The 26230-nt window shown below is 32.1% G+C and carries 25 protein-coding genes; 17 read left to right on the top strand and 8 right to left on the bottom strand.

The window, feature by feature from the left end; translation table 11 throughout:
* Positions 1–63: 63 nt before the first annotated feature.
* The gene (locus EP747_RS18535) at positions 64–3090 is read right to left on the bottom strand and encodes an efflux RND transporter permease subunit (RefSeq protein ID WP_129691564.1); all 3027 of its coding nucleotides are present in this window, start codon (positions 3088–3090) and stop codon (positions 64–66) included.
* Between the two features lie 334 nt (positions 3091–3424).
* On the opposite strand from EP747_RS18535, the gene EP747_RS18530 reads away from it, so the two are divergent.
* Entirely contained in the window at positions 3425–5137 is a 1713-nt protein-coding gene (locus EP747_RS18530; protein WP_129691563.1) for an ABC transporter ATP-binding protein, read from the top strand.
* Positions 5138–5173: 36 nt separating this feature from the next.
* The gene (locus EP747_RS18525) at positions 5174–5923 is read left to right on the top strand and encodes a class I SAM-dependent methyltransferase (protein ID WP_235832934.1); all 750 of its coding nucleotides are present in this window, start codon (positions 5174–5176) and stop codon (positions 5921–5923) included.
* A gap of 187 nt (positions 5924–6110) precedes the next feature.
* Here the strand turns inward: EP747_RS18525 and EP747_RS18520 are convergent, their stop codons facing one another.
* Positions 6111–7022: a bifunctional helix-turn-helix transcriptional regulator/GNAT family N-acetyltransferase gene (locus tag EP747_RS18520; protein ID WP_129691561.1), complete on the bottom strand. Its 912-nt coding sequence runs from the start codon at positions 7020–7022 to the stop codon at positions 6111–6113.
* Between the two features lie 213 nt (positions 7023–7235).
* Here EP747_RS18520 and EP747_RS18515 point away from each other — a divergent pair, with 213 nt between their 5' ends.
* Positions 7236–7982: a TerC family protein gene (locus EP747_RS18515; protein ID WP_129691560.1), complete on the top strand. Its 747-nt coding sequence runs from the start codon at positions 7236–7238 to the stop codon at positions 7980–7982.
* A gap of 58 nt (positions 7983–8040) precedes the next feature.
* On the opposite strand, the gene EP747_RS18510 is transcribed toward EP747_RS18515, so the two are convergent.
* From EP747_RS18510 to EP747_RS18495, 3 genes are all read right to left on the bottom strand, one after another.
* Complete coding sequence (locus EP747_RS18510) at positions 8041–8676, bottom strand: FusB/FusC family EF-G-binding protein (RefSeq protein WP_129691559.1); 636 nt, start codon at positions 8674–8676, stop codon at positions 8041–8043.
* A 673-nt stretch (positions 8677–9349) separates the two neighbouring features.
* On the bottom strand, positions 9350–9613 hold the full coding sequence (locus EP747_RS18500) for a CD3324 family protein (protein WP_129691558.1): 264 nt from the start codon (positions 9611–9613) through the stop codon (positions 9350–9352).
* A gap of 304 nt (positions 9614–9917) precedes the next feature.
* On the bottom strand, positions 9918–10820 hold the full coding sequence (locus tag EP747_RS18495; RefSeq protein WP_129691557.1) for a LysR family transcriptional regulator: 903 nt from the start codon (positions 10818–10820) through the stop codon (positions 9918–9920).
* A gap of 537 nt (positions 10821–11357) precedes the next feature.
* Between EP747_RS18495 and EP747_RS18490 the strand changes: the two genes are divergently transcribed.
* Positions 11358–12044: a response regulator transcription factor gene (locus EP747_RS18490; protein ID WP_129691556.1), complete on the top strand. Its 687-nt coding sequence runs from the start codon at positions 11358–11360 to the stop codon at positions 12042–12044.
* A 74-nt stretch (positions 12045–12118) separates the two neighbouring features.
* On the opposite strand, the gene EP747_RS18485 is transcribed toward EP747_RS18490, so the two are convergent.
* Entirely contained in the window at positions 12119–12883 is a 765-nt protein-coding gene (locus EP747_RS18485; protein ID WP_129691555.1) for a DUF2935 domain-containing protein, read from the bottom strand.
* Between the two features lie 195 nt (positions 12884–13078).
* Between EP747_RS18485 and EP747_RS24345 the strand changes: the two genes are divergently transcribed.
* Both EP747_RS24345 and EP747_RS18480 read left to right on the top strand, forming a co-directional pair.
* Positions 13079–13219, top strand: coding sequence for a hypothetical protein (locus tag EP747_RS24345; protein ID WP_165347140.1), 141 nt, complete (start codon positions 13079–13081; stop codon positions 13217–13219).
* A 191-nt stretch (positions 13220–13410) separates the two neighbouring features.
* Positions 13411–13890 (top strand): hypothetical protein, encoded by a 480-nt coding sequence (locus EP747_RS18480; RefSeq protein WP_129691554.1) that lies wholly within the window; start codon positions 13411–13413, stop codon positions 13888–13890.
* Positions 13891–14016: 126 nt separating this feature from the next.
* On the opposite strand, the gene EP747_RS18475 is transcribed toward EP747_RS18480, so the two are convergent.
* Positions 14017–15210, bottom strand: a complete 1194-nt coding sequence (locus EP747_RS18475; RefSeq protein ID WP_129691553.1) for a M20 metallopeptidase family protein — start codon at positions 15208–15210, stop codon at positions 14017–14019.
* A 415-nt stretch (positions 15211–15625) separates the two neighbouring features.
* On the opposite strand from EP747_RS18475, the gene anmK reads away from it, so the two are divergent.
* The 11 genes from anmK (at position 15626) to EP747_RS18420 (ending at position 25936) form a co-directional block, all read left to right on the top strand.
* Positions 15626–16774: an anhydro-N-acetylmuramic acid kinase AnmK gene (gene anmK / locus EP747_RS18470; RefSeq protein ID WP_129691552.1), complete on the top strand. Its 1149-nt coding sequence runs from the start codon at positions 15626–15628 to the stop codon at positions 16772–16774.
* Positions 16775–16785: 11 nt separating this feature from the next.
* Positions 16786–17880 (top strand): DUF871 domain-containing protein, encoded by a 1095-nt coding sequence (locus EP747_RS18465; protein WP_129691551.1) that lies wholly within the window; start codon positions 16786–16788, stop codon positions 17878–17880.
* 176 nt (positions 17881–18056) lie between these two features.
* Positions 18057–18362, top strand: coding sequence for a PTS sugar transporter subunit IIB (locus EP747_RS18460; protein WP_098230765.1), 306 nt, complete (start codon positions 18057–18059; stop codon positions 18360–18362).
* A gap of 33 nt (positions 18363–18395) precedes the next feature.
* Positions 18396–19694 (top strand): PTS sugar transporter subunit IIC, encoded by a 1299-nt coding sequence (locus tag EP747_RS18455; protein WP_129691550.1) that lies wholly within the window; start codon positions 18396–18398, stop codon positions 19692–19694.
* An 81-nt stretch (positions 19695–19775) separates the two neighbouring features.
* Positions 19776–20063, top strand: coding sequence for a hypothetical protein (locus EP747_RS18450; protein ID WP_129691549.1), 288 nt, complete (start codon positions 19776–19778; stop codon positions 20061–20063).
* A gap of 30 nt (positions 20064–20093) precedes the next feature.
* Positions 20094–21434 carry a 6-phospho-beta-glucosidase gene (locus tag EP747_RS18445; RefSeq protein WP_129691548.1) on the top strand — a complete coding sequence of 447 codons (1341 nt, stop codon included), beginning with the start codon at positions 20094–20096 and terminating at the stop codon, positions 21432–21434.
* A gap of 36 nt (positions 21435–21470) precedes the next feature.
* Complete coding sequence (locus EP747_RS18440; RefSeq protein WP_129691547.1) at positions 21471–21788, top strand: PTS lactose/cellobiose transporter subunit IIA; 318 nt, start codon at positions 21471–21473, stop codon at positions 21786–21788.
* 50 nt (positions 21789–21838) lie between these two features.
* Positions 21839–22747, top strand: coding sequence for a BadF/BadG/BcrA/BcrD ATPase family protein (locus EP747_RS18435; protein ID WP_129691546.1), 909 nt, complete (start codon positions 21839–21841; stop codon positions 22745–22747).
* A 67-nt stretch (positions 22748–22814) separates the two neighbouring features.
* Positions 22815–23705 (top strand): N-acetylmuramic acid 6-phosphate etherase, encoded by an 891-nt coding sequence (murQ, locus tag EP747_RS18430; RefSeq protein WP_129691545.1) that lies wholly within the window; start codon positions 22815–22817, stop codon positions 23703–23705.
* A gap of 204 nt (positions 23706–23909) precedes the next feature.
* On the top strand, positions 23910–24764 hold the full coding sequence (locus EP747_RS18425; RefSeq protein WP_205753849.1) for a MurR/RpiR family transcriptional regulator: 855 nt from the start codon (positions 23910–23912) through the stop codon (positions 24762–24764).
* A gap of 596 nt (positions 24765–25360) precedes the next feature.
* Positions 25361–25936: a hypothetical protein gene (locus tag EP747_RS18420; protein WP_129691544.1), complete on the top strand. Its 576-nt coding sequence runs from the start codon at positions 25361–25363 to the stop codon at positions 25934–25936.
* A gap of 124 nt (positions 25937–26060) precedes the next feature.
* Here the strand turns inward: EP747_RS18420 and EP747_RS25435 are convergent, their stop codons facing one another.
* A complete protein-coding gene (locus EP747_RS25435) occupies positions 26061–26144 on the bottom strand; it encodes a hypothetical protein (RefSeq protein WP_129691585.1) in 84 nt (27 codons plus the stop codon).
* Between the last annotated feature and the right edge of the window lie 86 nt (positions 26145–26230).

The raw sequence follows: 26230 nt of genomic DNA, 5'->3' as shown, positions 1-26230 counted from the left end.
CGTGAATGATCTTTAACCAAAAAAATGGGATATCTCAAAAACTTCGAGATATCCCTTATTTATTTACAAACTTACTGGCTTACTAGTATCTTGTTGTCTACGCTGTTTTCTAGATTTTCTAAAATAAAGTAACTCATAAATGACAGGGATGACAATTAGTGTTAATAATGTTGAAACAGTTAATCCGCCAATTACAACAACTGCAAGGCTTTGGGATACAAGGCTACCGGTTTCGGCCTTTTTGAATAGTAGCGGTAGCATTGCACAAATTGTAGCAACAGCCGTCATGAGAATTGGTCGAATTCGAGTTACTGCAGCATCGATAATTGCTTCACGAAGAATCATTTGTTTTTCTTTCTGTTTTACTCGGTCTAGTAATACAATTGCGTTTGTCACGACAATTCCGATGAGCATCAGTGCTCCTAATAGTGCTGTAGGTTCAACTGATATACGACTTATAATTAATCCAAGCACAGCTCCAATCGCCGCTAAAGGTAAAGAACATAGTATAGCAATTGGTGCACGGAATGTTTTAAATGTAATAATCATGATTAGGAAAACTAATCCGATTGAGACAAGCATGATCATATATAGATCTGAGAAGTCTTGTGATTGTTGTGCAAGAGCCCCACCAATGTATACATTTACACCATCAGCAATTTTCATGCCTTTTGATTTTTTATCTCCAAAAATAACTTTATTTAAATCCGCATTAATTTTTGAAAGCTTATCTGGCTTTACTTCGGCAGATATACTTAAATACGGATCGCCATCTTTATGGTATAGATTAGTAGGCTTTTCATCTACTTTTAATGTAGCTACTGATGATACTGGAATCATTCCGGTTTTAGTCATAATCGGTACTGATTTGATATCCTCAGGAGATTTAGGTTCTAATATTGGTTCAAGATAAACATCAGTCGGTTGTTGATCAATTGTAACTGTTCCAAGTGGAGTTCGATTCAACATAACAAATAATTGTTGCGATAGTTGCTCAGCATTACCTTTGGAAGGGTCAACATCTAATGAGTAAACAGTTTTTTTATCTTCCTCATTTGTTGTTACCTTTTTAACTCCATCAATATTTTTAATCTTATTTTTAATTTCACTTGCGGTATTCTCTAAATCATTTAGATTATTTCCGACTACATCGATAGTAATTTGAGTTTTAGATCCTCCAAATAAACTAGATGCCATCGTACTTAATTCTGCATCCGCATAGTTAGATTTTTGTGTATTGATTTTTTTGACAACTTGATCAGTAAGTTTTTTATCGTCTAGTGTAATTAAATAGATTGCTTGGGTAGAAGAGCGAACGTCTCCATATTTTGCTGCATCAGCTGTACTGCCTAATTGAGTGTAAACTCCTTTAATACCTTTTTGTTCAAGAATATACTTTTCTAGTTTAAGAGTGTTTTCCTTTACTTTTTCGACTGGTGTATTACTTGGATACGTTAAAGTTGTTTGAACAAAGTCTGAAGAAGAATTATCTGTTGCACCTTTTGGCATAGCGAAATAAGTACCAATTGAGCCGACAAATAATAACAATGAAACGACTAAAATTACCCATTTATGATTCAATGACCAACTAAGAACTTTTTTATATCGTACTGAAGGATTATGAGCTTTTAATTTAGCCTTTTTAAGGAAGAATGCACTTAATAATGGGACGACCGTCAATGCGACAAATAATGAAGCTAATAAAGAGTAAGTAATGGTTAAAGCAAATGGAAGCATGAAATCTTTAAGCCCCGTGCTAATAATTCCTATTGGTAAAAATACAGCAACAGTCGTTAAAGTAGAGGCTGTGATTGCACTACCGACTTCTTTCGTAGCGTCAATAATCATTTGGACTGAAAATTTCTCTGATTGAGTTTTTCTAAAAATATTCTCAATAACTACAATACTATCATCAACTAATCGTCCAACTGCTACTGCTACTCCACCGAGTGTTAAAACATTTAGTGTAATGCCAGACTCCGCAAGTAGAAATAATGTTAAACATAACGATAGAGGAATTGAAACAATGGTAATTAGTGTTGAACGTACATTTCTTAAGAATAACATGATGACAATCGTAGCAAATAATGCACCAAGTAAAACTTCCTTAATCATTGCATGTACAGAAGTCTTAACCATATCTGATGTTGCAACCATGACATCTGAATTCATATTCTTATATTTTTTATTTAAGTGTTTAGTAGCTTCTCTTACATCCTTAGTAATACTAACTGCATTAGAATTACTATCCTTCGTGACGATTAATAATAATCCGTCTTTTCCGTTGATTCTTGTTAGATTGTTTGCTGGCTTTTTCACTTCAACAGTTGCAATATCAGCTAATTTAACATGATCAGCGACCATAAGATTCTTTACTTTGTCTATATTGTCTAAATTCCCAACAACCTTTATATTACTAGTTTTATCATTTATAACACCTTCGCCAACTGAAACTGCAGAATTTTGGCCGCGAATAATACCCATGATAGTTTCTAGTGATACTTTATTCTGCGCAAGCTTCGCATTATCGATTTTTACAGAAACAAAAGATTTTTCTGTACCGTACGTTTGAACGTCAGCTACGCCTTTTATGTCTTTAAAATATGGAATAACTTTTTTGTTTGCAAAATCAATATTATTCGGACTTAATCCATCCTCGAAAGTGATTGCAACATCTGCGATAGGGATCATGGAAGTGTTTAATTGAACAATTGTAGGTTTACTAACATTTTGAGGTAGTATGACTTTATTTAAAGATTCTTGGACTTCTTGTTTAGCGTCCTTCATATTTGTTCCTGATTCATAATATACATCAATTTTTGAAAAACCATTGCTTGTGCTTGAATAAATATGACTTTTACCTTTTACACCAGAGACAGCACTTTCGATCGGAGTAGTTACTTGATCCTCCATTGTTTTCGAATCAGTACCTTGGCCCATAACAATGACAGAAACAATTGGTTGGTCTGCAGCAGGTAGAAATTCCATTGGAAGCTTTTTATAACTTAGTACCCCAATTAATAAAATGAGAACTGATAAAAAGGTAATGGCGGCTTTATTATTAAAGGCCCATTTTGTAAACCACGACATTCAAGTTATCCTCCTTTATGGTAAAAATATCCAGTAACACGCAAGTTGAATCGTAACACACTAATCTTGAAAATAAAATACATTTTATTTAGAATTTACAAAATATTTATAAGCACAATTCGACATCTGAACAGTTAAAGAGGTAAATGTATTAGTACATACTTTACTAAAATATGAGACAATTTGTCTTTTATACTTGTTTAATAAAATTCAGTTTTGCGATATTTTAGTTGCTTAGTTGGAAAATTCTGAAATGATAGCACACATAAATCACATGTGGTAAGGTATTAACATCTAACAAACTAGAAATTCAATAGAACTGAGGTGCCGTATTTTGATTAAACGTTTTTTTAGTTATTATCGCCCGCACAAAAAGCTATTCTATATAGACTTTTTCTGTGCATTATTAGTAGGGTTAATGGAACTTGGATTTCCTTTAGCAGTGTCTTGGTTTATCGATAAACTGCTGCCGGAAGGGAATTGGAGTAAAATTATCTCGATCAGTATCGGACTTTTACTACTTTATTTAGTAAGTTCTGGTATGCAATTTGTTGTGAATTATTGGGGCCATAAACTTGGTATTAATATTGAGACTGATATGCGTCGTGAGTTATTTAATCATGTTCAACGTCAATCTTTTCGTTTCTTTGATAATACGAAGACTGGTCATATAATGAGCCGTATTACAAATGATTTAATGGATATTGGTGAATTAGCGCACCATGGTCCAGAGGATTTATTTATTGCAATTATGACCTTCATCGGTGCATTTTGGATTATGCTAACAATTAATGTGAAGCTTGCATTAGTAGCAATCATAATCGTTCCATTTTTAGTTTGGTTGATTTCATACTCAAACATGAAAATGAATAATTCATGGAGTAAAATGTATGGAAATATTGCGAATGTAAATGCGCAAGTTGAAGATAGTGTTTCAGGGGTAAGGGTAGTTCAATCTTTCACTAATGAACAATATGAAATGAAACGATTTAATAAAAATAACCAATACTTCCGTAAAACGAAACTAAAAGCTTATAAAGTAATGAGCGTGAATTTATTAGGAATCTATGTATCTACTCGGTTAATGACACTTGTAATTCTAGTTTTTGGAGCTTGGTTAAGTTTTACGAAAATTTTATCGTATGGTGAATTAGTAGCGTTTATTTTATATTTAAATATTTTATTTAAACCGATTGATAAGATAAGTGCTTTACTTGAATTATATCCAAAGGGTATGGCGGGCTTTAAACGTTTTACTGAATTGATTGATAATGAGCCAGACATTGTAAATACTCCTGATGCAATTGAAGTAATTAATTTAAGAGGGGATATTAAGTTCAAAAATGTTTCTTTTGGTTACGAAAACAAACGTAGAATCTTAAATGATCTTTCCTTCTCTATTGAGGCCGGTAAAACAATTGCCTTTGTAGGTCCTTCAGGAGCTGGGAAAACAACAATTTGCTCATTAATTCCAAGATTTTATGATGTTTTAAACGGTGCGATCACAATTGATGGAATTGATATTCGAAACATGACGAAAGAATCATTGCGATCAAATATCGGAATCGTACAACAGGATGTCTTTTTATTTACAGGTACATTAAAAGAAAATATAGCTTACGGTAAGTTAAATGCAACCGAAGAAGAAATAGAAGAAGCAGCTAGAAAAGCCCACTTAACTGATTTGATTGCTTCATTGCCTGATGGTTATGAAACTCAAATAGGTGAAAGAGGTTTAAAGCTTTCTGGAGGACAAAAACAACGATTAGCAATTGCTAGAATGTTTTTGAAAAATCCACCAATCCTAATATTAGATGAAGCTACTTCGGCATTAGATACAGAAACGGAAGCAATTATTCAAGAGGCATTGAATGATTTATCTAAAGATCGAACAACATTAGTTATTGCCCATCGATTAGGCACAATTAAAAAAGCGGATCGAATTTTAGTAATTACTGAAGAAGGAATTGCTGAAGATGGTACTCATACAGAACTACTTTCACAGGAAGATGGAATTTTTGCCAGACTTCATGCTCATCAAATTTAACACAAAAAACATTTTTGAAAAGAAGGTGTTTTTATATTGATTGAAAATTTTACTGGTAAAGCAGATTTATATTCGAAGTTTCGCCCAAGTTATCCGAATGAATATATCAATTATTTACTCTCAGAAAATCATTTAGGTGAGGGGAGTGTTATTGCAGACATTGGTTCAGGTACGGGTATTTTAACGAAACTTTTACTTGTAAAAAAGTTAAATGTTTTAGCAATTGAACCAAATGATGATATGCGAGGGATCGCTGAGAAGACTTTGGAGTTATATGATCAATATAAGTCAATTAATGCAACAGCTGAAAATACTTCTTTAAAAAATAATAGTGTTGATTTAATAACAGTAGCGCAAGCATTTCATTGGTTTGATAAAGAAAAATTCCGGTTAGAATGTAAACGGATCCTAAAAAAGAATTCAAAAGTATCTCTAGTTTGGAATAGTAAAGATTTAATAAATCCATTAATGATTGAATTGCGGGAGATTTGTAAAGAAACTTGTCCTAAGTTTAAAGGGTTTAGTGGTGGAATAGAAGATACGCCAGATGTTACTAACCAATTTTTTAAAAACGAAATTTATGAAACAATGGTTTATAGAAATGATTTGGAAATGGATTTAGAAGGATTTCTAGGTAGAAACTTATCTTCTTCTTTTTCTCCATTAAGTGGGGAAAAAGAATTTGAACCATATAGAACTGCACTTACAAATTTATTTGATAAGTACGGTTTAAATGGCAAAATTATTTATCCTTATATTACTAAAAGTTATTTAGGTTTTGTGTAGAATAGGCAACATAAGTAGAAAGAGCATCTTAATCGATGCTCTTTTATTATTGGAAAAAACATTGTTTATTTTACTACATATAAAATTTTAGTCCCGTTCACGTGTTGATCCATTTCATATGTCTAAATAGACTTCCGACTATAAGATATCCCGTAATTTAGTAAAAGACTACTATACATTATTTATTCTATGAAAGTACTAAATCCCATCTTTCCTCAATTAACTCAGATCCAGTCCATTCGAAGTTAGGTTTCTCTTCAGTTAATGTAAAGTTATATTTTTTATAAAGATAACGTGCGGTCTCTAATGTGCTTACAGTCCATAAAAATACATGTTCGAATTGATTTTCCTGACAGAAGTTGAGTGCTGTTTCAATTAGCTTTTTTCCGATACCTAAACCTTGGTATTTTTCATCTAATACAAACCATCTAAGCTGTGCTACTGACTCATTTGTCTTCGTAATAGCAATTGATCCGACGATTTCTCCATTTACTTCTGCGACCCAAAGTTCTCCTCCGTTAGGATTCAATAAAAATTCGCTTAACCCTTTCATTACATAATATTCAAATACACGTCCAAATTGGTAGCTTGTACTATAAATCTTTCCATGAATATAAGCGACATACCCAACATCGCCAGGTTTAAATGGTCGAATTGATATTTCAGGAATAGGTGCCTGATTTAATGAGAAAATTGATTCAATTGTTTCCATTGATTTTACTAGCTCTTTTACTTCAGGAGTAGAAAGGCTTTGAATCATACTTTCTACTCCAATGTTCGCATCATTAACCAATTTATTGTAAATTTCGTTTCCTTTTGCCGTTAAATGAAGAGTATATTGACGTTTATCTTCAGGAGATTGGATTTTTGTAATGATGTTTTCATCATCGAATCGTTGAATAATGCGACTTAAATAACCTCGATCAATGCCGAGTTTTTCGATAATATCTGTGGCAGTACATCCGTGGTTTTCGTTGATTTCTGTAATGATTCTGGCTTCGGTTAATGGAAAAGGGTGATTATAGATTTCTTGATCAATTTTTCCTAATACATTAGCATAATGTCTGTTAAATTTGCGTATTTTTTCAATATAATTCATATTCTTATCTCCTTTAATATTCTGAAATTTTAGATTACTAATAATATAAACTAAGATAGTTGACTAAGTCAACTATCTTGAAGGTGATAAAAGTGTAAATGGTGGAAATTGTACTAGAATATTCAAAAATTTGGATAAGAAATTGATAAAAAAGGGAATATAATTAAAAAGTGGTTAATAAAAGGTTAAAAGTAAATTAAATAGGGGGAAAAAATGGAACTATCTTTATTATTAGAGTACGGTTGGGTATTAATTATTCTAATTTTATTAGAGGGTTTATTATCGGCCGATAATGCACTAGTGCTTGCTGTTATGGCAAAACATTTACCAGAGGAACAACAAAAGAAAGCGATAAATATTGGTTTACTTTTAGCTTTTATTTTTCGAATCGGTGCCATTTTTATTATTTCATTTCTTTTTAATGTATGGCAGGTTCAAGCGATCGGAGCAGCATATTTAATATTCATTGCATTAAAGCATTTATTTAAAAAGCATGATGATGATAAAGGAAAAAAAGTAAAAAGCTTTCGTATGACAGTAGCTCAAATATCATTAGCAGATATTGCATTTGCGATTGATTCTATTTTAGCAGCAGTAGCTCTAGTAATTGATCTACCTAATACAAAAATGAGTAATATAGGTGGCATGGATGGTGCAAAATTTATAGTCATCGTTATTGGAGCAATTGCAGGTTTAATCGTTATTCGCTTTGCGGCAGGTATTTTTGTTAAATTGCTGACAACACGTCCAAGTCTAGAAACAGCAGCTATGCTTTTAGTTGGCTGGGTAGGGGTTAAACTACTAATGCATACTTTGGCACATCCTTCTCTACACATTATTTCACATCATTTCGTTGAAGGACCAATCTGGAATACGATTTTCTGGTCAGTCATGCTATTAATCGCTTTAGGTGGTTGGTTTCTCTCTAAAAAGAAATCAACAGATACTAACGTAGAATAAATGATAAATAATAGATAAATCGCTTAGTTTGTAGCACTAAGCGATTTTTTAGTTTTCACTATTTAACCAACATAATAAAATCATGCAGTTTATCTAGCGACATAATATTTTGATTGCATACTTGGCTATCTTTGCAAATGTAATTTCCTCTTTGTGTAAAAGTACCTTCAATTTTTCCTTTTGTTTTTGTCATGAATAATCCTAAGTCTCCGTATTTATTACATATTGTGCAGTTGCCTCTTTTTTTCATAGGATTAAAAGTACCTTGTAAACCAATTAGTTTGTCATTTAAATATGTGACAATAAACTTTGAATTAGAGCCTAAGTCATCCCATCCAATATATGTTGTCTCAACTAAATCAATATTTTGTAATAAGGGAAGCTTTAATTTTTTTGCTTTAGGAAATAGCTTTTTGATGGATTGTTCAGATACTTGTTTAAAAGGAATTATATAAGGCTTTAGTCGGCTCAGTAAAGCATCTGCTTGATCAGAATTTTTAATAGTGCTAATTGGACTGAAGAGTATATGATGATCTTCAGTGAGTTCAGGAAATAAACTTAGTATTTTATCATTAACTAGTGAATGTAAAGCATTTAAAACAGTTCTATCATTTACAGTAGAGTGTCCATTTGTTAAGACTTGAAGTTGATGTTTAATAAAATTATATTGTTCTGTTCTAATAAAAGGTTTCATTTATATCACTCCTAATTTGAGAGGAAAATTCGATTTATAACTTAACATCTTTAATTTACATCAAAAAAGTGAATTTATATATGTTGAGTTTATGTAAGAAACAAAGTTGCCATAAAAAAACACTGATGAGGTTATCAGTGTTTTTCATGCTGTTGAAAAAAGAATTTGTCAAATTAAAATGTTAGATTGAACATTGATAAGTAAGTTGGGTCATATTGATTTCCACTACATGGTGCTCGCTTTCCATGGGGCGAGACCTGAGCCTCCTCGGCGCCGCCTCCGGGGTCTCAGCCTTCCCGCTTCTCCCATAGGAGTCGAGCACCCTTTCGTTCCAATCATGTTCTTTATAAAAAAAAATAATCTTAAAAACATTAGAATAGTCAATTGAAATAATGAATTATCCTTTATTAATCAAATTGTGTCTTATGATGACGACTTACACATCTTTATAAAGATTGAACGTCAAAAAAGAAGGGATTTTTATTTTTTGCAAGTTAGTTAAAACATTAGATCAACTAAAATCACTCGTTTATCAATTAGATGACAGATAAAACAATAATAAATAGATTATTTTTTCATAGAAATTCATTTAATGTTTTTATTATTCAATATTGACTACAATATATTTCAACACTCTAAAAAAACACTGATGAGGTTATCAGTGTTCTTTTATTTATTTAGTGTATACAATTTTTTTTATCGTTTCGACTGAGAGAAAATATTCCTTCGCTAATTGCTCAATTGATTGACCGTTTTTAAATGCTTCTTTAATTGCTTTATTTCGATTATCTATTAGCTTTCTTGTACCTGAACGTGAGCCCCATTGTTTGTGAACTTTTTCAGATTTTGGAATATAAAGTGTTTCTCCCTGTACGTATTTTTGTATTTCCAATAATAACTTTTCAGGTAAAATAGCAGTTGCTTTTATATATGCCATCTTTGCCAGCCCCTTATTCTTATTTAGTAAATAAGGTGCAAAGCCGTTGAATCAGAACTGCTTACTTGGGCGATTAGTAAAACCTACCCATGCAAAGTATCGCCTTTCTAAATCTAGGCTTTGCATGGGATGCTGATTTATCTGACAAACTAACAGTATTTGTCATAATAGATCACCTCCTAAGAAATCATGAAAACTTTTTATTTATTATAAATTATATCTGTTCGGATTGCATTTGTTACTTATGAATAATATGAAAAAGGAATAGAAAGCCTTATAGATGGATTGTTCCTATTCCTTTTCATTATTTATTTAATTGAAATAATATGTGTTTAATAATCTCACTAGATGAACTTGATAATCCATGTTCTTTAGAATAAATAGCCCATATATCCTGATATATGTAATTCGTTTCGTCAGTATAAGTAATCGGTATTACCTTGAGTTCATCATTACGAAATGTTGGGTAGTTTTTTACTGTAAACTCATGAATAAAAGAAAAACCAGCACTTTCCTTAACGACGTTTAATAGTAGTCTAGGATTATTTGTAGTTAAGATAACATGATTAGTAATACATTTTGAAAACTTTTTTACTATGCCATTTTTTGTATTTTTTAATATTACTATTTTCTCATTATTTAAATCTGCAGGTGTTACATATTCATAATTGAATAATTTAGAATTCTTTCCAACTACAATACCTACTCTTGCTCTATTGATTAACTTTTTATCCAATTTTGGATATTTATCTAATTCTTCTTTCTCTATTGGTAGGAAACCAACATCATAACGATCTGGATTAAAACTTTTTAGTAACTGTTCTTGAAGCATTTCCTCAACGTCAATTGAGATTTGAGGATTTTCTAAATTGAAGTTTGTCACTGCTTCTTGAAAAATATCAAAAAATGCTGTTGCTGCAACGATCTTTAACTGTTTTTCTTTTTTTATATTTAAGTTAAAAAGTTCCTCATTTAACTGCTTAATATTCGATAATATATTTATTGCTTTCATTATAACAATATTTCCTTCAGGTGTAGGAGTAGTTCCTATCCTTGAACGATTAAATATTGTTATATTTAATTCTCTTTCTAGTTGTGAAATAGATTGGCTTATAGCTGATGTAGAGATATATAACCTTTCGGCAGCTTTAGATATTGATTTTTCACTTGCTACATAAACAATATACTCTAATTGTTCGAAATTCATAGTAATCTCCTAATAATAAAAAATTCTAATACATGTAGTAACTTAAGAACATAAAAACGTAAAAGATAGTGGACATCGTTGGTTAAAATTTAGCAATTTCATTAATTTTGAGGAGCTAATAAAATTATATTGTGGAAACGGTATGAAGGAACACTTAAGATAAGAAAACAGTTTAATGATACACCTTTTTTACTGGAAAATCTTGTGCATAGTTAAATTTATATTATTAAAATAATTCTTAAGTTTTGTTCATAATCTCTTTTTACTAAAAAAGCAAGAAGTTGAAACGTTGTAAAGTAAAATTTTTCCTTGGAAAAATTATAGTAATAAAAAAAAACTGTACATAGATATCATAATATAAGACCGTAAGTTTTTGAAACCTTTATTTTAACGATTTAGTTTAAATTTTAATAACAATAATCTTTTGTTTAAGAAGTACTTAACTTTAATTTCAAAAATATTAAATTTATTTAATCAATTCAAATATGTACAATACAAATGTTGCTATAAAAAAATTGCAAATTGGAGGTGGCAGTAATGTTAGCAAAATTAGTTCCAAATCATCCAAGAAATAATAATACTGTTATTTTTGTTGAAAATTCGCTTTTCGTCGCGGGTATTCGTACAATATTAGAATTTAATCGAATAAATGCTATTAAAATTAATTTAGAAGATAGTTTTTCTTTCCAGGAAATTAGTAATTCAATTCTTATAACTCAAGTTTCGGGAGAAGAAATGGTAAAGTATGCAAGAAGTATTATGTTACACGATGATTCTTCAAAAATTATTACCATTAAAAACTCTTTAGACTTTTATGAAATAGATCGTTTATTGAAAGTAGGAGTAAAAGGTATTTGTTTAACAGATGTTGATGAGGCATATTTAGTGAATACTGTTAAGCTAGTACAGGGTGGACAATTCATGGTAGATAATCGCTTTACAAATGAATTGATAAAAGAATATAAGTTTCTCAAGGACAATTCAATCCATTTTATGCCGCCCAATGATTCATATATAAAAGAGTTACTTACAAATAGAGAATACGAAATACTTCACCTTTTAGTAAAGGGATTTTCGAATATCCAAATTGGTAAGGAATTATTTATTTCGAATAAAACGGTCAAAAATCACGTCGCCAATATTTTAATGAAATTAGACGTTCCAGACCGCTTAAATGCAGTAATAAAAGTAATTAAAAATAACTGGATTTCAATAAAACAATAATTTAATTAAAGTAAAAGAGCACTCTATTTATCACATCATATTACGTGTTAAATAGAGTGCTTTAATTTTTATAATTAATTATTAATGGATGAAGATTCTTCTAATTTTTTTAAGAAATACATTTCTTCTCTGTACATATGATCTGCCATTAAAGCGGAAAAGTTACTCAACATTTGGCTTGAAATATCTAATTCTTCAATTTCTTTAAGAAATATTTGAAATAACTGAATTTCTAATTTTACGTCTTGATTCATTCTTTTTAATGCAGGAAATGTACTTAGCTTAGTACGTAAATATCCGGTGAGTTCTACTGCTTTAAGATAGAAGTGTTCAAAATGCTTTGTGAATTCGTGACTTTTCTTTCTTAGCATTTTTTCTGTACTATCGAGATTCGTATAAATGGCATCTGCATGACCTGCCGCATCCAGCACCCATAATAAATGATGATGAAGTTCATTGAAGATAGGTGGGGTTTGATTTTGTTTTAAGTAAGATAGTACTAATAAATATTCTTCCAATTCATTAACCATATGGTTTAAAAATGTAGGCGTTAAGTAAATCGTAAAATTAGCGTCAGTAATATGTTTCGTTAGTAATGAAAGTTTAAAATCGCGCAGAGCTAAAGCACCTTTTTCTGCTTGAATTGTAATTTCGTTCATATTTTCATTGTTATTTACCCTAGTAAATAAATTATTAAAAATTACGTAAAATGATTTTGCAATCTTAATTTCTTCCTCTTGCTTAGACGGTAAAGCATCCAATATAAACTGAGAATGATCTCTTAACACATGCAACCAAAACGAATGCTCAAAATTGGCAGTTTGTACAAAATCCGGCATATAATCCCCCCTGTTAATTCTACAAGGTAATTATATTAATGAATCTCTTAAAATATTAAATTAAAAGTAAGAAGTGTTAAAGCTAGTGGTGTTCTTAGAGAATAGCTTTTTAATTTTGTGGCTATACCTGAAATGGTTGAGGGTTGTTATTATTTCATTCGTAATAATTTTTTTGGAATGGATGTTTGTTAGATTATGATGCGTTTTTTTTTTTCATTCAATGTACTCGTTATTAGAACCTTTCAAGGAGAAGTTTATGAGTTTTCAGAGCGTGCATATGATATTGATACTGACCAAAAAGTAAATGAATTAAACAAATTATTAAACTTAAGATAAAAATTATAAAATAATGTACACAGTTATGTAACTAACTAATGCATTAATTCAACAAAAAACAGAGGATGATTACCCGATCATCCTCTATTTTTTACTAAATAGTAGCTTAATTTATGAAGGAATATTGGTAATACAGAAGGAATAATATTTAGTTACATAATAAATAGATTCGAAGGGAAGTAAATTATTTAATGGTAAGTTATTTCATTCAATTATTTATATATCTAACTTTAATTATAGGAACCCCAATTTCTATTTGGTCTTTTTATAAAAAGAAGAAAAACAGTAAGCTAATGTATATAAAGGCTCGAAAAAAAAGAAAATTAGATAAATTAACCTTAAAGGAAAAATTTGGACTAGTAGCATCTTTAATTATTTTTTTGTGTAGTAGTATTGCTTCTATACAACTTATTCAAGATTTACCAGATGCATTATCTCATCATACAATATTGTATCAAGGGAATTGTAAAATTAGTAAGTATAATGGGAGAGGAGGTGGAAGTTTAGACGCTAAATTTCTTAAGCATGATATAACGTTCGAAAACAACCCTTATTATAAAGCTCAAAATGGAAATTATTATTGTAAAATTAAGTATCTTCCTAATTCAGAATCAGGGATTACATTAAAACTGTTCAAATCTAAGGGTGGAAAAGAAGTAGTAATAAAGTAAGGAGTCAAATCAGTAGATGTTTCAAAATAGAAGACTATGCAATTTAAAAATAGCCTTAAGCTAATATAGTATAAAACAAAAAAAGTGAAAGCGTTGTTAAATCAATGCTTTTCACTTTTTTGCCTTTTATTTAGTAATTGTAGTATCCGTTAATAGTTTGAACACCGATCGGGCCATTAGTTTTACACCAATTTTTATTGCGTCTTCATCGACCGTAAATTTTGGGTGATGCCATCCATACGTTATATCTTTTTCTTTATTTCCAGAGCCTAACCATATATAAGAACCAGGAACTTTTTGTTGATAGAATGAAAAATCTTCTCCGCCCATTGTCGATTCTGCAGTCACAATATTTTCTACTCCGACTGTTGAGATTGCTGCTTCTCGGACTACTGATGTAACTTTCGAATGGTTAAATACTGGGGGCAGTAATACTTGATAATCTACTTCTACTTCTCCTCCAAGTGAATGTACAAGGTTTTGAACTAGTGTTTGAAAGTTTTCTTGAATTTGCTTTCGAATTGTTTCATTTGAAGTTCGAACTGTGCCTTTTAAAACTGCAAATTCAGGGATTACATTATTTGTATTCCCAGACTGAAACGATCCAACAGTTATGACAGCAGATTCTTTTGGAGAAATTGTTCTGCTAACTAGAGTTTGTAAAAGGTTGACAACGGCACTGCCAATTACAATCGGATCAATTGCTTTTTCTGGAAGTGCTGCGTGACCGCCTTTCCCTTTAATCTTAATTGCAAAATCATCTACGCTTGCCATTAGGAAGCCTTCTTTAATTCCAATCGTACCAACTGGAAGATCCGGCATATTGTGAAGTCCGATAATTGCTTTTACATCATTAAGTAAGCCCTCAGCGATCATTCCCTCAGCGCCACCTTCAGATTCCTCAGCAGGTTGAAAGATCAATCGAACTGTACCAGGAATCAGGTGTTTTAATTCCTGTAAAATAAATCCAACTCCGAGTGTAATAGTAGTATGAACATCATGTCCACACATATGGGCGATTCCATCAACAACTGAACGAAATGGTAAATCAGATTCTTCTTGAATTGGAAGTGCGTCAATATCAGCTCGGAGTGCAACAATCGGCCCTGAATTGCCAATTATCTCGGCTGCAGTTCCTGTTTGACTATTCAATTGTATTTTTTTGATATTAGCTTTTTCTAATTCTTGATTGATAAATTTCGTTGTTTGAAATTCTTGATTACTTAATTCAGGATACATATGCATATGTCTACGGATTTCTATTAGTCTCGTAAAATATTGATCTACTAATTCATCTATTTGTGTTTCTAAATGCGACATCTTAGATTCTCCTTATTGTTATATAGATTTATTGTTTGATTATGTAAAGAATTGTATAATTATTCTGTTGTTCATTCAATACTTTTTTACTAGTTACTGATTTTTTATAAGTTAATTATGCCTACTTTATCAAAGTGATCAATGGGTTATTAGAAATTATCTTATATAGTTTTTTAGTAAGTATTATTTTTATGGTAGAGAGAGAAATGAGTAATAATTCATTATGAGAGAATTTATCATGGTAGATGTGTAGCGTCTAAATCAGTCTGTAAAAATCTCTTTCTATTCACTGATTTCTAAAAAAATCAACGGTTACTTTTTGAAAAAATTCTAAATAAACTTTCACTCTTTTCTTTTACAAATTTGAAATTCTGTTTTAAGGTATTATTAATAAAAATATGAAGGAGTGAATGAATTGGGATATGCAGTTGGATTAATGTCGGGTACATCTTTAGATGGAATCGATGCAGCTTTAGTAGAAATCACTGGATGTGGACCTGACACAGAAGTAAGATTGATTGATTTTATGACAGTTCCTCTTGAGGAAGTTTTATTAAAAGAAATTCAAGATGCGATAACACTTGTTTCTTCAAACGCTCAGCATCTATGTAGTTTAAACTTTAAGCTTGGCTATGCTTTTGCAGATGCAGTAAAGCAAATTTGTAGTAAAAACGAATTTTCAATAGATCAACTTGATTTTATTGGATCGCATGGTCAAACGATTTATCATCAGCCTGAAGCTCATGGGAATTTCATTCAATCTACATTGCAGTTAGGAGAGCCAGCGGTTATTGCATATGAAACAAACACGAAAGTTGTTTCTAATTTTCGAGTGATGGATATGGCAGCTGGTGGGTATGGAGCGCCATTAGTTCCACATTCTGAGTTATTACTTTATAAAAGTAAAACTAAAACGCGTTTACTACAAAATATTGGTGGGATTGGTAATGTTACGATCATTCCAAGGAATTCTACAATCGATGATTTGGTAGCCTTTGATACAGGTCCTGGTAATATGATTATTGATGAAATTTGTAAGCGTTTTTTTAATGTTCCATATGATGCTAATGGAGATTTGGCTGCTAAAGGTAATGTAAATGAGAGATTACTAGAAAGATGCATGAGAATTCCTTATATTTTAGCACCTATACCTAAAACAACAGGAAGAGAGTTATTTGGTACTCAGTTTGTTGATGAAATATTGGAAGAGTTTAGTGATATTTCACCGATTGATTTAGTGACTACAATGACGATGTTTACTGCAAAATCGATCGCTGAAAATTATAAAAAGTTTATTTTACCAGACCATCCAATTGATGAAGTAATTGTAGGTGGCGGAGGTAGTCATAATAAAACGCTACTACGCATGCTTCAAGAATTATTAGGTGTGGATTCAAAAGTATTAGTTCAAGAAGATATTGGCTTTTCTTCGGACGCAAAAGAAGCAATTGCCTTTGCGATTTTAGCAAATGAAAATTTAAACGGTTTACCAAGTAATGTACCTGGAGCAACAAAGGCAAATCGTTTAGTTGTTTTAGGAAATATTACACCAATACCATATTAGGAGGATTAATCGTGAAAAAATTAGGAATTTCAATTTATCCAGAGCACTCAACTGTTGAAAAAGATAAGGCTTATATTAAATTAGCTCATCAATATGGTTTTAAACGAATCTTTACGTGTTTATTATCAGTAAATGGTGACAAGGAACAGATTGTAAAAGAGTTCAAAGAAATAGTTGATTATGCAAATAGTTTAGAGATGGAAGTCATTGTTGATATTGCCCCTCGAGTATTTGGCACATTAAATATTTCATATAATGATTTATCATTTTTTGCTGAATTAGGAGCTTATGGGATTAGACTTGATATGGGGTTTACTGGGAATGAAGAGTCCATTATGACCTATAATCCATATGGATTAAAAATTGAAATTAACATGAGTAATGCTACGAAATATCTAGAAAATATTTTAGCCTATAAGCCAAATCAATCTAATTTAATCGGATCTCATAATTTTTATCCTCATCGTTATGCAGGTTTAAGCTATTCCCATTTTGTTAAATGTAGTGAAGAGTTTAAAAAGCATGGTATTCGTACAGCAGCATTTATTAATTCAAAAGCTGCAACATACGGACCTTGGCCAGTATCAGAAGGTCTTTGTACTTTAGAGATGCACCGTAATTTATCAGTCGTAACTCAAGCGAAACACTTATTTTATTCAGACTTAATTGATGATGTTATTATCGCAAATGCATATGCATCTGAAGAAGAGTTCAAACAACTTGCGGAGCTAAATCAGAACGGTAAAGACTTATTTACACTAAATATTGACTTACATGATTCAATTACAGATTTAGAGAAAAAGATTGTTTTAGAAGAGTTTCATTTTTACCGCGGGGACGTATCAGATTACTTAATTCGTTCAACTCAGTCTCGCGTTAAATATAGAGATGAAGAGTTTAAACCTACTTATACTCCACATATTCGTAGAGGCGATATTTTAATAGAAAATGAATTATATGGACAGTATAAAGGTGAATTACAAATAGCACTGCAGGATATGGAGAATTCAGGGAAAACGAATGTGGTTGGACGCATTGCAGAGGAAGAAATCTTCTTACTAGATTTCTTACATCCTTGGAGTAAGTTTCAGTTTAAGGAAAACTAAATGATCATTATTTAAGAAGATGTGAAATTTTTTTTTACATCTTCTTAAAATTTTATTTCATTTTTTAGTTAAAATAATTGAAATTTTATTTTATTAAGAATATAATTGCCTCATAGAAAACGTTTTCAGTTTTTCGAATCTTTTATTTATTAAATTTTATTTAGGAGGATAAGAGTATGAAGGTATTATTTGTATGTGCAGGCGGGATGTCAAGTGCGATTGTAGTAAACGCTCTGAAAAAAGAGGGAGAAAAGAACGGATTAAGTCTAGATGTTTTAGCAGTAGGGACTCAAGAGTTTGCTGAAGAAGTTAAGAATGGTTGGGATGTAGCGATGGTTGCACCACAAGTAAGACACCGATTTGATGGTTTTAAAGCTTCATCTGACGAAGCGAATGTACCTTGTGCTGTCATTCCACCTCAAGCATATAGTCCACTTGGAGGGCCAACGTTATTAAAATTAGTTCAAGAACTAGTTAAGTAGTTTCATAATTTAATAAACAAAGGAGAAGAACAAATGGATAGGTTTATTTCATTTTTGGAAAACAATTTATCAACACCAATGGCAAAACTATCTGAACAAAAGCATTTACGCGCAATTCGTGATGGTGTAGTTTCAGCCTTACCTTTTATCATTTTTGGAAGCTTGTTCTTAATTATTGCCTTTCCACCAGTGCCTGCAGATTCTGCGGTTGGAGTGTGGGCAGCAAAACACGCTGCGGATATTTTAATTCCGTACCGACTTACAATGTATATAATGACCCTTTATATTACTTTTGGGATTGGATATAGCTTGTCCCAAAGCTATAAACTAGATCCGCTTTCTGGCGCACTATTATCCGGCTCCGCGTTTTTATTTACAACTGGGGTTCAAATGATTGATAAAGTGGGATTTGTATTACCAATGGCAAACATGGGTGGGCATGGTCTTTTCGTAGGTATGATTACTTCTATTTTTGCAGTTGAAGTATTACGTTTTTGTAAAACGAAAAATATTACGATTAAAATGCCTGATTCAGTGCCAAGTTCTGTCGCACGTTCTTTTGAAGCACTTATTCCTGTAACGGTTGTTTTAACAGTAATGACGTTAATTACAGTTGTATTTAAGATTGATACACATTCACTTGTAGACAAAGCTGTTGCACCGCTAATTAGCGCGGGTGATTCATTACCAGGTGTATTAGTACCTGTATTCTTAATCACATTTTTCTGGGCATTTGGTATCCATGGGGTATCAGTAGTAGGTGCAGTTGCACGACCTGTTTGGGAAGTTTATTTAGCTAATAACTCTGCAGCTGTTGCAGCTGGTAAAGTTGGGAGTCAGTTACCACACATTGCTCCTGAAACTTTCTTCCAGTGGTTTATTTGGATTGGTGGTTCAGGTGCAACATTAGGCTTAGTAATTGCTATGTTAATCGCAGGAAAATCTAGTTATTCAAAGGCTCTTGGAAGAACAGCAATTATCCCAAGTATTTTTAACATTAATGAGCCAGTAATTTTCGGTATGCCGATTGTATTAAACCCTGTATTAATTATTCCATTTATGATCGTTCCAATAATTGGTGCAACAATTTCTTACCTTGCAACAGCAGGAGGATTAGTTAATCCAACTTACGTAATGGTTCCGTGGACTTTACCTGCTCCAATAGGTGCATATTTATCAACTGGTGGAGATTGGAGAGCTATTATCCTAGTAGTAATCAATCTGGCAATATCTGTTGTTATTTATTTACCATTCTTCAAAATGTACGATAAAAAATTGTTAGCGCAAGAATCTACAGTTGAAGTGGATAATGGTGTAAAAGTATCTTTATAAATTTTATAGTAAAGGGAGTTTGGGATCATTAATCCCAGCTTCCTTTATTTATTATCAAGTAATCAAGAAAGGAAGCTTAACATGAACACTACAAAGAATCTCCATTTTTTTAGTTATAAAGGTGCATTTGTATTTTTTGTATTTATTCTTGCGTTTAATCTTATCTTTAATCCTGTTCTACTCCTTATTGGAATGACTAGAGATCTTGCTGTATTTATTACAAATAGTATTGGTTTGAGTGTAGGACTTACAGGCGTGATTGTATTTATTGAAGGTAAGTTTAAGAATAAGAAACAAGCTTTAATTTTATTTTTTACATTATTAGTTTTCTGCACCGTGACTTGTTATCTCGTTGTATTCAATTCATAAGAAAAAATATGAAATGAAGGTGTGTTTTAGATGAATAAAAAAAGAGGAATTAAAATCGTGACAATAGGCGGCGGGTCTAGTTATACTCCAGAATTAGTGGAAGGTTTTATTAAAAGATATAATGAGCTACCTGTAAGTGAGTTATGGTTAGTTGATATAGAAGTAGGCAAGGAAAAGTTAGAGATCGTTGGTAATTTAGCTAAACGAATGGTAAAAGAAGCTGGAGTTCCAATGGAAATTCATTTAACATTAGACCGAAAATTAGCGCTAAAGGATGCTGATTTTGTAACGACTCAAATGCGAGTAGGCTTACTAGAGGCACGAATTAAAGATGAACGTATACCTTTACAATTCGGTATGATTGGTCAAGAAACGAACGGTGCAGGTGGTCTATTTAAAGGTCTAAGAACAATACCTGTATTACTTGAAATTGCTGAAGAAATGCAGCAACTATGCCCAGATGCATGGTTGATTAACTTCACAAATCCTGCTGGAATGGTGACAGAAGCATTACTTCGATATAGTAATCATAAAAAGGTAATTGGAGTTTGTAATGTACCAATTAATATGAAAATGACGATTGCTAAATTATTAGAAGTGGATCTAAGTCGTGTACATATCGATTTTGCTGGATTAAACCATATGGTTTATGGACTTCATGTTTATGTTGATGGAAAAGAGCTGACTGAACATGTATTAGAGTTATTAGCAAATCCGGAAATACAAATGACGATGAAAAATATCGCACCATTACCATGGCAAAAAGAATTTCTTATGTCATTAGGCGTACTTCCTTGTCCATACCATCGTTACTATTACAAAACGAAACATATATTAGATGAAGAATTAGAATCTTTTAAAACTGGCACTACTCGAGCAGAAATCGTTAAGAATTTGGAAGATGATTTATTTGAATTATATAAAGATGAGAATTTAGCTATTAAACCGCCTCAGCTTGAAAAACGAGGTGGAGCATATTACAGTGATGCAGCTTGTAGCTTGATTTCATCTATTTATAACGATAAAAAAGATATTCAAGTATTAAACGTTCAAAATAATGGTTCAATACAAGGGATTCCGAATGAATCAGCTGTAGAGGTAAATTGTATCGTTACAAAGCAAGGACCAATTCCGATATCTGTCGGTGAATTACCTCCTCAAATAAATGGATTAGTCCAACAGATTAAATCATTTGAACGAGTTGGAGCAGAGGCGGCTGTTACTGGATCTTATGAGAAGGCATTATTGGCACTAACGATTAATCCTTTAGTTCCAAGTGATGAAGTTGCAAAGGATGTACTAGATGCACTTTTAGATGCTCATAAAGAATACTTACCATTATTTTATAAAGAAGAATTGGTAATTCATTAAGGATAAATAAAAAAACAAAAATTAAGGAGTATGAATATGATGATGACTAACGAACAAGAAATTTTTGAAATTATTTCACACGGTGGGAATGCAAGATCACTAGCTTATGAGGCATTAGAGACTGCAGAAAAAAATGATTTTGAAACAGCAGATCGCTTAATCGAAGAGTCTCACCAAGAAATTGGTCATGCGCATAAAACACAAACGACTTTAATACAAGCTGAATTAAATGGTCAGCCATGTGAAAAGTCTCTATTAATGATTCATGCTCAAGATCATTTAATGACTGCAATGAGTGAACAAAAGCTAATAGAGCATATCATTCGTTTACATAAAAAATTAGCCGAGAAATAATCGATTCTTATAGTAATAGAATAGACGAAAGATGGTAGGGGGCAGTTTTAGTGAAATATGTTATAGGTCTTGATGGTGGAGGAACTAAGTCAGAGGCTATTGCTTATAATTTAGATGGTGAAATTATTAGTCAAGGTTATTCTGGTTTTAGTAATTTACTAATCAATGAAGAAGATGGAATTAATCACATTGTAGAAGCAATTGAAAATTGCATGAGCCCTTTATCAAAAGAGAATTGCCTGTTCTTATTTTTAGGAATTGCTGGAATTGGTGGAGTGAAAGATCGAGGTCCTTTAGAAAAGGCACTAAATGATGCTTTTCGTATCCCTTTTAAAATTGTAAATGATGCACAAATTGCACATGCAGCATTACTAAATGGACAAAGTGGTGTATTAACAATCGCTGGTACGGGGTCAATTTGTATCGGAATGAATAAAGAACAGACTGTTACAGCAGGTGGATGGGGACATCTTCTAGGGGATGAAGGAAGCGGATATTGGATTTGCATGGAAATCTTTAAAAAGATTACACAGGAATTTGATGAAGGTATTCCATTAAGTTATTTATCTTTGAAAATACTGGAAAAATTGCAGTTAAAAGAAGCTGAAGAACTTAAAAAATATATTTATCACAATACAAAAGCTGAGATTGCTTTACATGTTCCATTTATAGTTGAAATGGCCAACTTAGGTGATTTGATGGCCTTAACAGTTCTAGAAAGAGCTGGTCAACTTCTTGGAAAAACGACCATCCAAGCCATAAAAAAGTTAAATCTTCGAGAAGAGCCACGAGTTGCAATAAAAGGAAGTATTCTAAGTCGAATACCGGTCGTTCAGAAAACGTTTATTCAAACAATTCATGAGCACTATCCAACAGTAACATTTTACACGGACGAAATCTCTTCGACCTTTGGAGGATATCTATTAGCTATGAAAGAAGTAAATTCAAGTAAAGAATAATTAAGTACGGTAAAAACAGGAAGAGCAGGAAGTACAAAAAATCCTGCCTTATGATTGAGGTGTAATTGTGTTAGAGAACTTAACAACCGAAATTAGAAACAAGCGTACGAGTAACTTAGATCAACTAAGCGTCGATGAGTTTTTAAATATAATGAATGAAGAGGACCAAAAGGTGGCTCTAGCAGTTAGAGAACAAATTCCGATGATTTCAAAGGTAGTTCAACTAGTTGTTGAAGCATTTCAAAACGGAGGACGTTTAATTTATACAGGGGCTGGTACAAGCGGACGAATTGGTCTGCTAGATGCGGTTGAATGCCCACCTACATTTGGAACGAATCCTAGTGAAGTCATTGGATTAATTGCAGGCGGAGAGAGAGCTTTTATTAAAGCCGTTGAGGGTGCTGAAGATAGCGAAGAGCTAGGCAAGGAAGACTTATTACGAATATCACTTACAAAAAATGATATCGTGATCGGTATTGCAGCATCAGGTCGAACGCCTTATGTAATAGGTGCTTTAAAGTATGCAAACGAGATTGGAGCAAAAACTGTAGCGGTAGCGTGTAATAAAGGTTCAAAAATTGGAGAGGTAGCCTTCCAAAAAATTGAAGTAGATAATGGTCCAGAAGTGTTAACAGGCTCTACCCGATTAAAAGCTGGAACATCTCAAAAGCTAATTTGTAATATGATTTCGACAGCTTCATTGATTGGAATTGGAAAAGTATATAAAAATCTAATGGTAGACCTGCAACTAACGAATAGTAAACTAGTTGATCGAGCAAAAAGAATAATAGTCGAAGCTACTGGCTGTGATTATGAAACGGCAAGTAATTACTTACTGAAAGCAAATAATCAAACGAAAGTAGCAATCGTAATGATTTTAACAGGAATGAAATACGATGAAGCAATGATCAGTTTGAATAAAGCTAGTGGTTTTATTAGCAAGGTAGTAAAAAAATAATTAGAGGGCGGCAACTAGTCATTTTTTTAAACTAGAATGTCGCTTTTCTATTTCATATCAAAATATGATTCAGCTTTTCTATTTTTTACATTATAATTTGGTTGTAATCATGTTGATAACACGACTATAGAAGCAATAAAAGCCGTTTAAAGATTTTTATAATTCGTAATTTTATACAAATAAAGAGAGAGTTGAGTAGACTAAATGAATGCATTAAATGGCGGTTTAATCATGTTAAAGGAAATGCTGTATAAACTTCCACCATCTGAAAGAAGAGCAGCTAAATATATAATTGAAAACCCAGAAAAATCGATTCAATATACAGTTTTTGAACTTGCGGAAAAAAGCCAAACAAGCAATTCTGCAATTATTCGATTATGTCGTTCACTTGGTCTAAAGGGTTTTCAAGAGCTTAAGCTACGAATTGCAGGTGATATCATTACGACAACAGAAGTAGGATCAAGAGATATCAATTTAGGGGAATCAACAGGTTCCATTATTAAAAAGATGATGAATAACAATATTCAGGCCATCAAAGATACTAGCGATATTATTAATGTGAGTGATTTAGAGGAAGCTGTACAAGCTTTAACAAAAGCGAGAAATATTTATTTCTTTGGTGTAGGTGGGTCAATGGTAGTGGCCTTAGACGCACAGCAAAAGTTCTTGCGTATAAAAAAATACACATCTGCATTTACTGATTTGCATTTGTTAGCTGTTCAAATAGCGAACCATGAGGAGAATGATGTCTTAGTAGGAATTTCATTTTCTGGAGAAACGCTAGAGGTTCAAAAAGCTGTTCAAATTGCCAAGGAAAACGGCGTTAACACTATTAGTATCACGGGCTTTGGTTCCAATTCTGTATCAAACTTAGCGGACATAAAATTATTCAATTCTCCACATAGGGAAGCAACATATCGAAGTGGAGCAACATCATCAAGGATGGCTCAACTACATGTCATCGATATTTTATTTATGGCTGTTGCGACACAAGAGTACGATCAAACAATTCAATATATCGATCAAACAAGAACGGCTATTTCTTCATTAAAAAAGTAAATAGTGCAGGATTAAGGATAAAACAGGGTTTAGGTAATATAAGAAAAAGCACAAGGAAATCAAAGTTCCTTGTGTTTTTATTTTTAGGCTCTGTTAAAGTAGATTGTTGAATTTTATTAATTAACTAAATTGCAGGATAGTTGAACAAGGATTATTTGAAATTCTCTGGAAAAAGTGCAAAATTCCCCAAGTTACAAAAAACGATTGTTTAGGTATAATTAATTAGAAAAAGAATGGGTACCTTGCACCTTTTTTGTTCTTGATTAAGAATAAGTTCAAAGACTTTTGTATTATCATCACAAAAAAGTGATTTTAATAGATAGATTTTACATAAAACGGAGGGGTTATTTATGAAAAGGCTCTGTTATAAAAGATTGTTGAGTTTCTTATGCAACTAAATGGCAGGATAGTTGAACTAGAAATGGACTATTTATCATTAAAATAACTCAAACGGTGTAGTATTTTGAAATTAAAATATTCTTGATTGAGAACAAAACATTGTATACAATGTTTAAGGGGACTATTTTACCGGTTATTATTACATGTTTTATAACATGTGATTTTAATAAATACATACTTTCGGAGGGGTTTTTTACATGAAAAAGACAATTGGTGGTTTAATTTTAACAGGATTATTAACTTTAGGTGTGGTAACATCTGGAGCAAATGCGGCAGTTAATTTTGATTCAACAGCAGGTTCTGGATTTGTAGGTAAAGGAGATGTTCAGTTAGCATTTAATTGGAACAACACTACTTTACAAAAAAATGCGAGTGGTCTTACTTTTACTTATGAGACAAAAGATACATATGATGTAACAGAAGAGTGGGATACTCCTGCTGGTAAGAAAATTGTACATCACGATGTAACGATACCAAAACATGTATCTGTTGATGCTAACGTAGTTTACGAATCTCGTACAAATAAACAAACGTCAATTACTGGTTTTAACTTAAATAATTTTGGAACTGTAGTAACTGAAGGAGTTTTACCATCTGTAGGCGATCCTTTAACTGGTAATAAATTAGCTTATGACGAAGAATCTAAAACTTGGGTAACAGCCACTGTAACGGATGTTGAAAGAACAAAGAGCGAAGGCGGATTATTTGTAAACTATAATGGAACAAGTATTGCAATGCCAAATACTCCAGTTGAACCAATAGTAGTTCAATAATATTTAAACCAAGCCAATAAAAAAGTCGATTTCCAAATATGGAATTCGGCTTTTTTATTCCTTATGCAATAGAAACTTGCCAACGATTTGATCCACTTGAATATTCTTTCGGAACAAGTCCTGCCTAAGACATTAGTTGCATTGGATTTGAGAAACGAGAAAATTGCCCAACTTCAGTGACTAGTGTTACAGCCGTAATCTCAGCTATTCCTCTTAAATTTGGAGTGCTTGAACGACAGGCGCATGTTCACTTTTTATTGTTTCTTCATGAATCTGTGCTTCAATTCGTTTCAT

It is taken from the genome of Gottfriedia acidiceleris (assembly GCF_004138285.1).
Classification (GTDB): domain Bacteria; phylum Bacillota; class Bacilli; order Bacillales; family Bacillaceae_G; genus Gottfriedia; species Gottfriedia acidiceleris_A.
The sequence above is the reverse complement of the archived record's forward strand: the minus strand, read 5'-3'. Positions and strand labels throughout refer to the sequence as shown.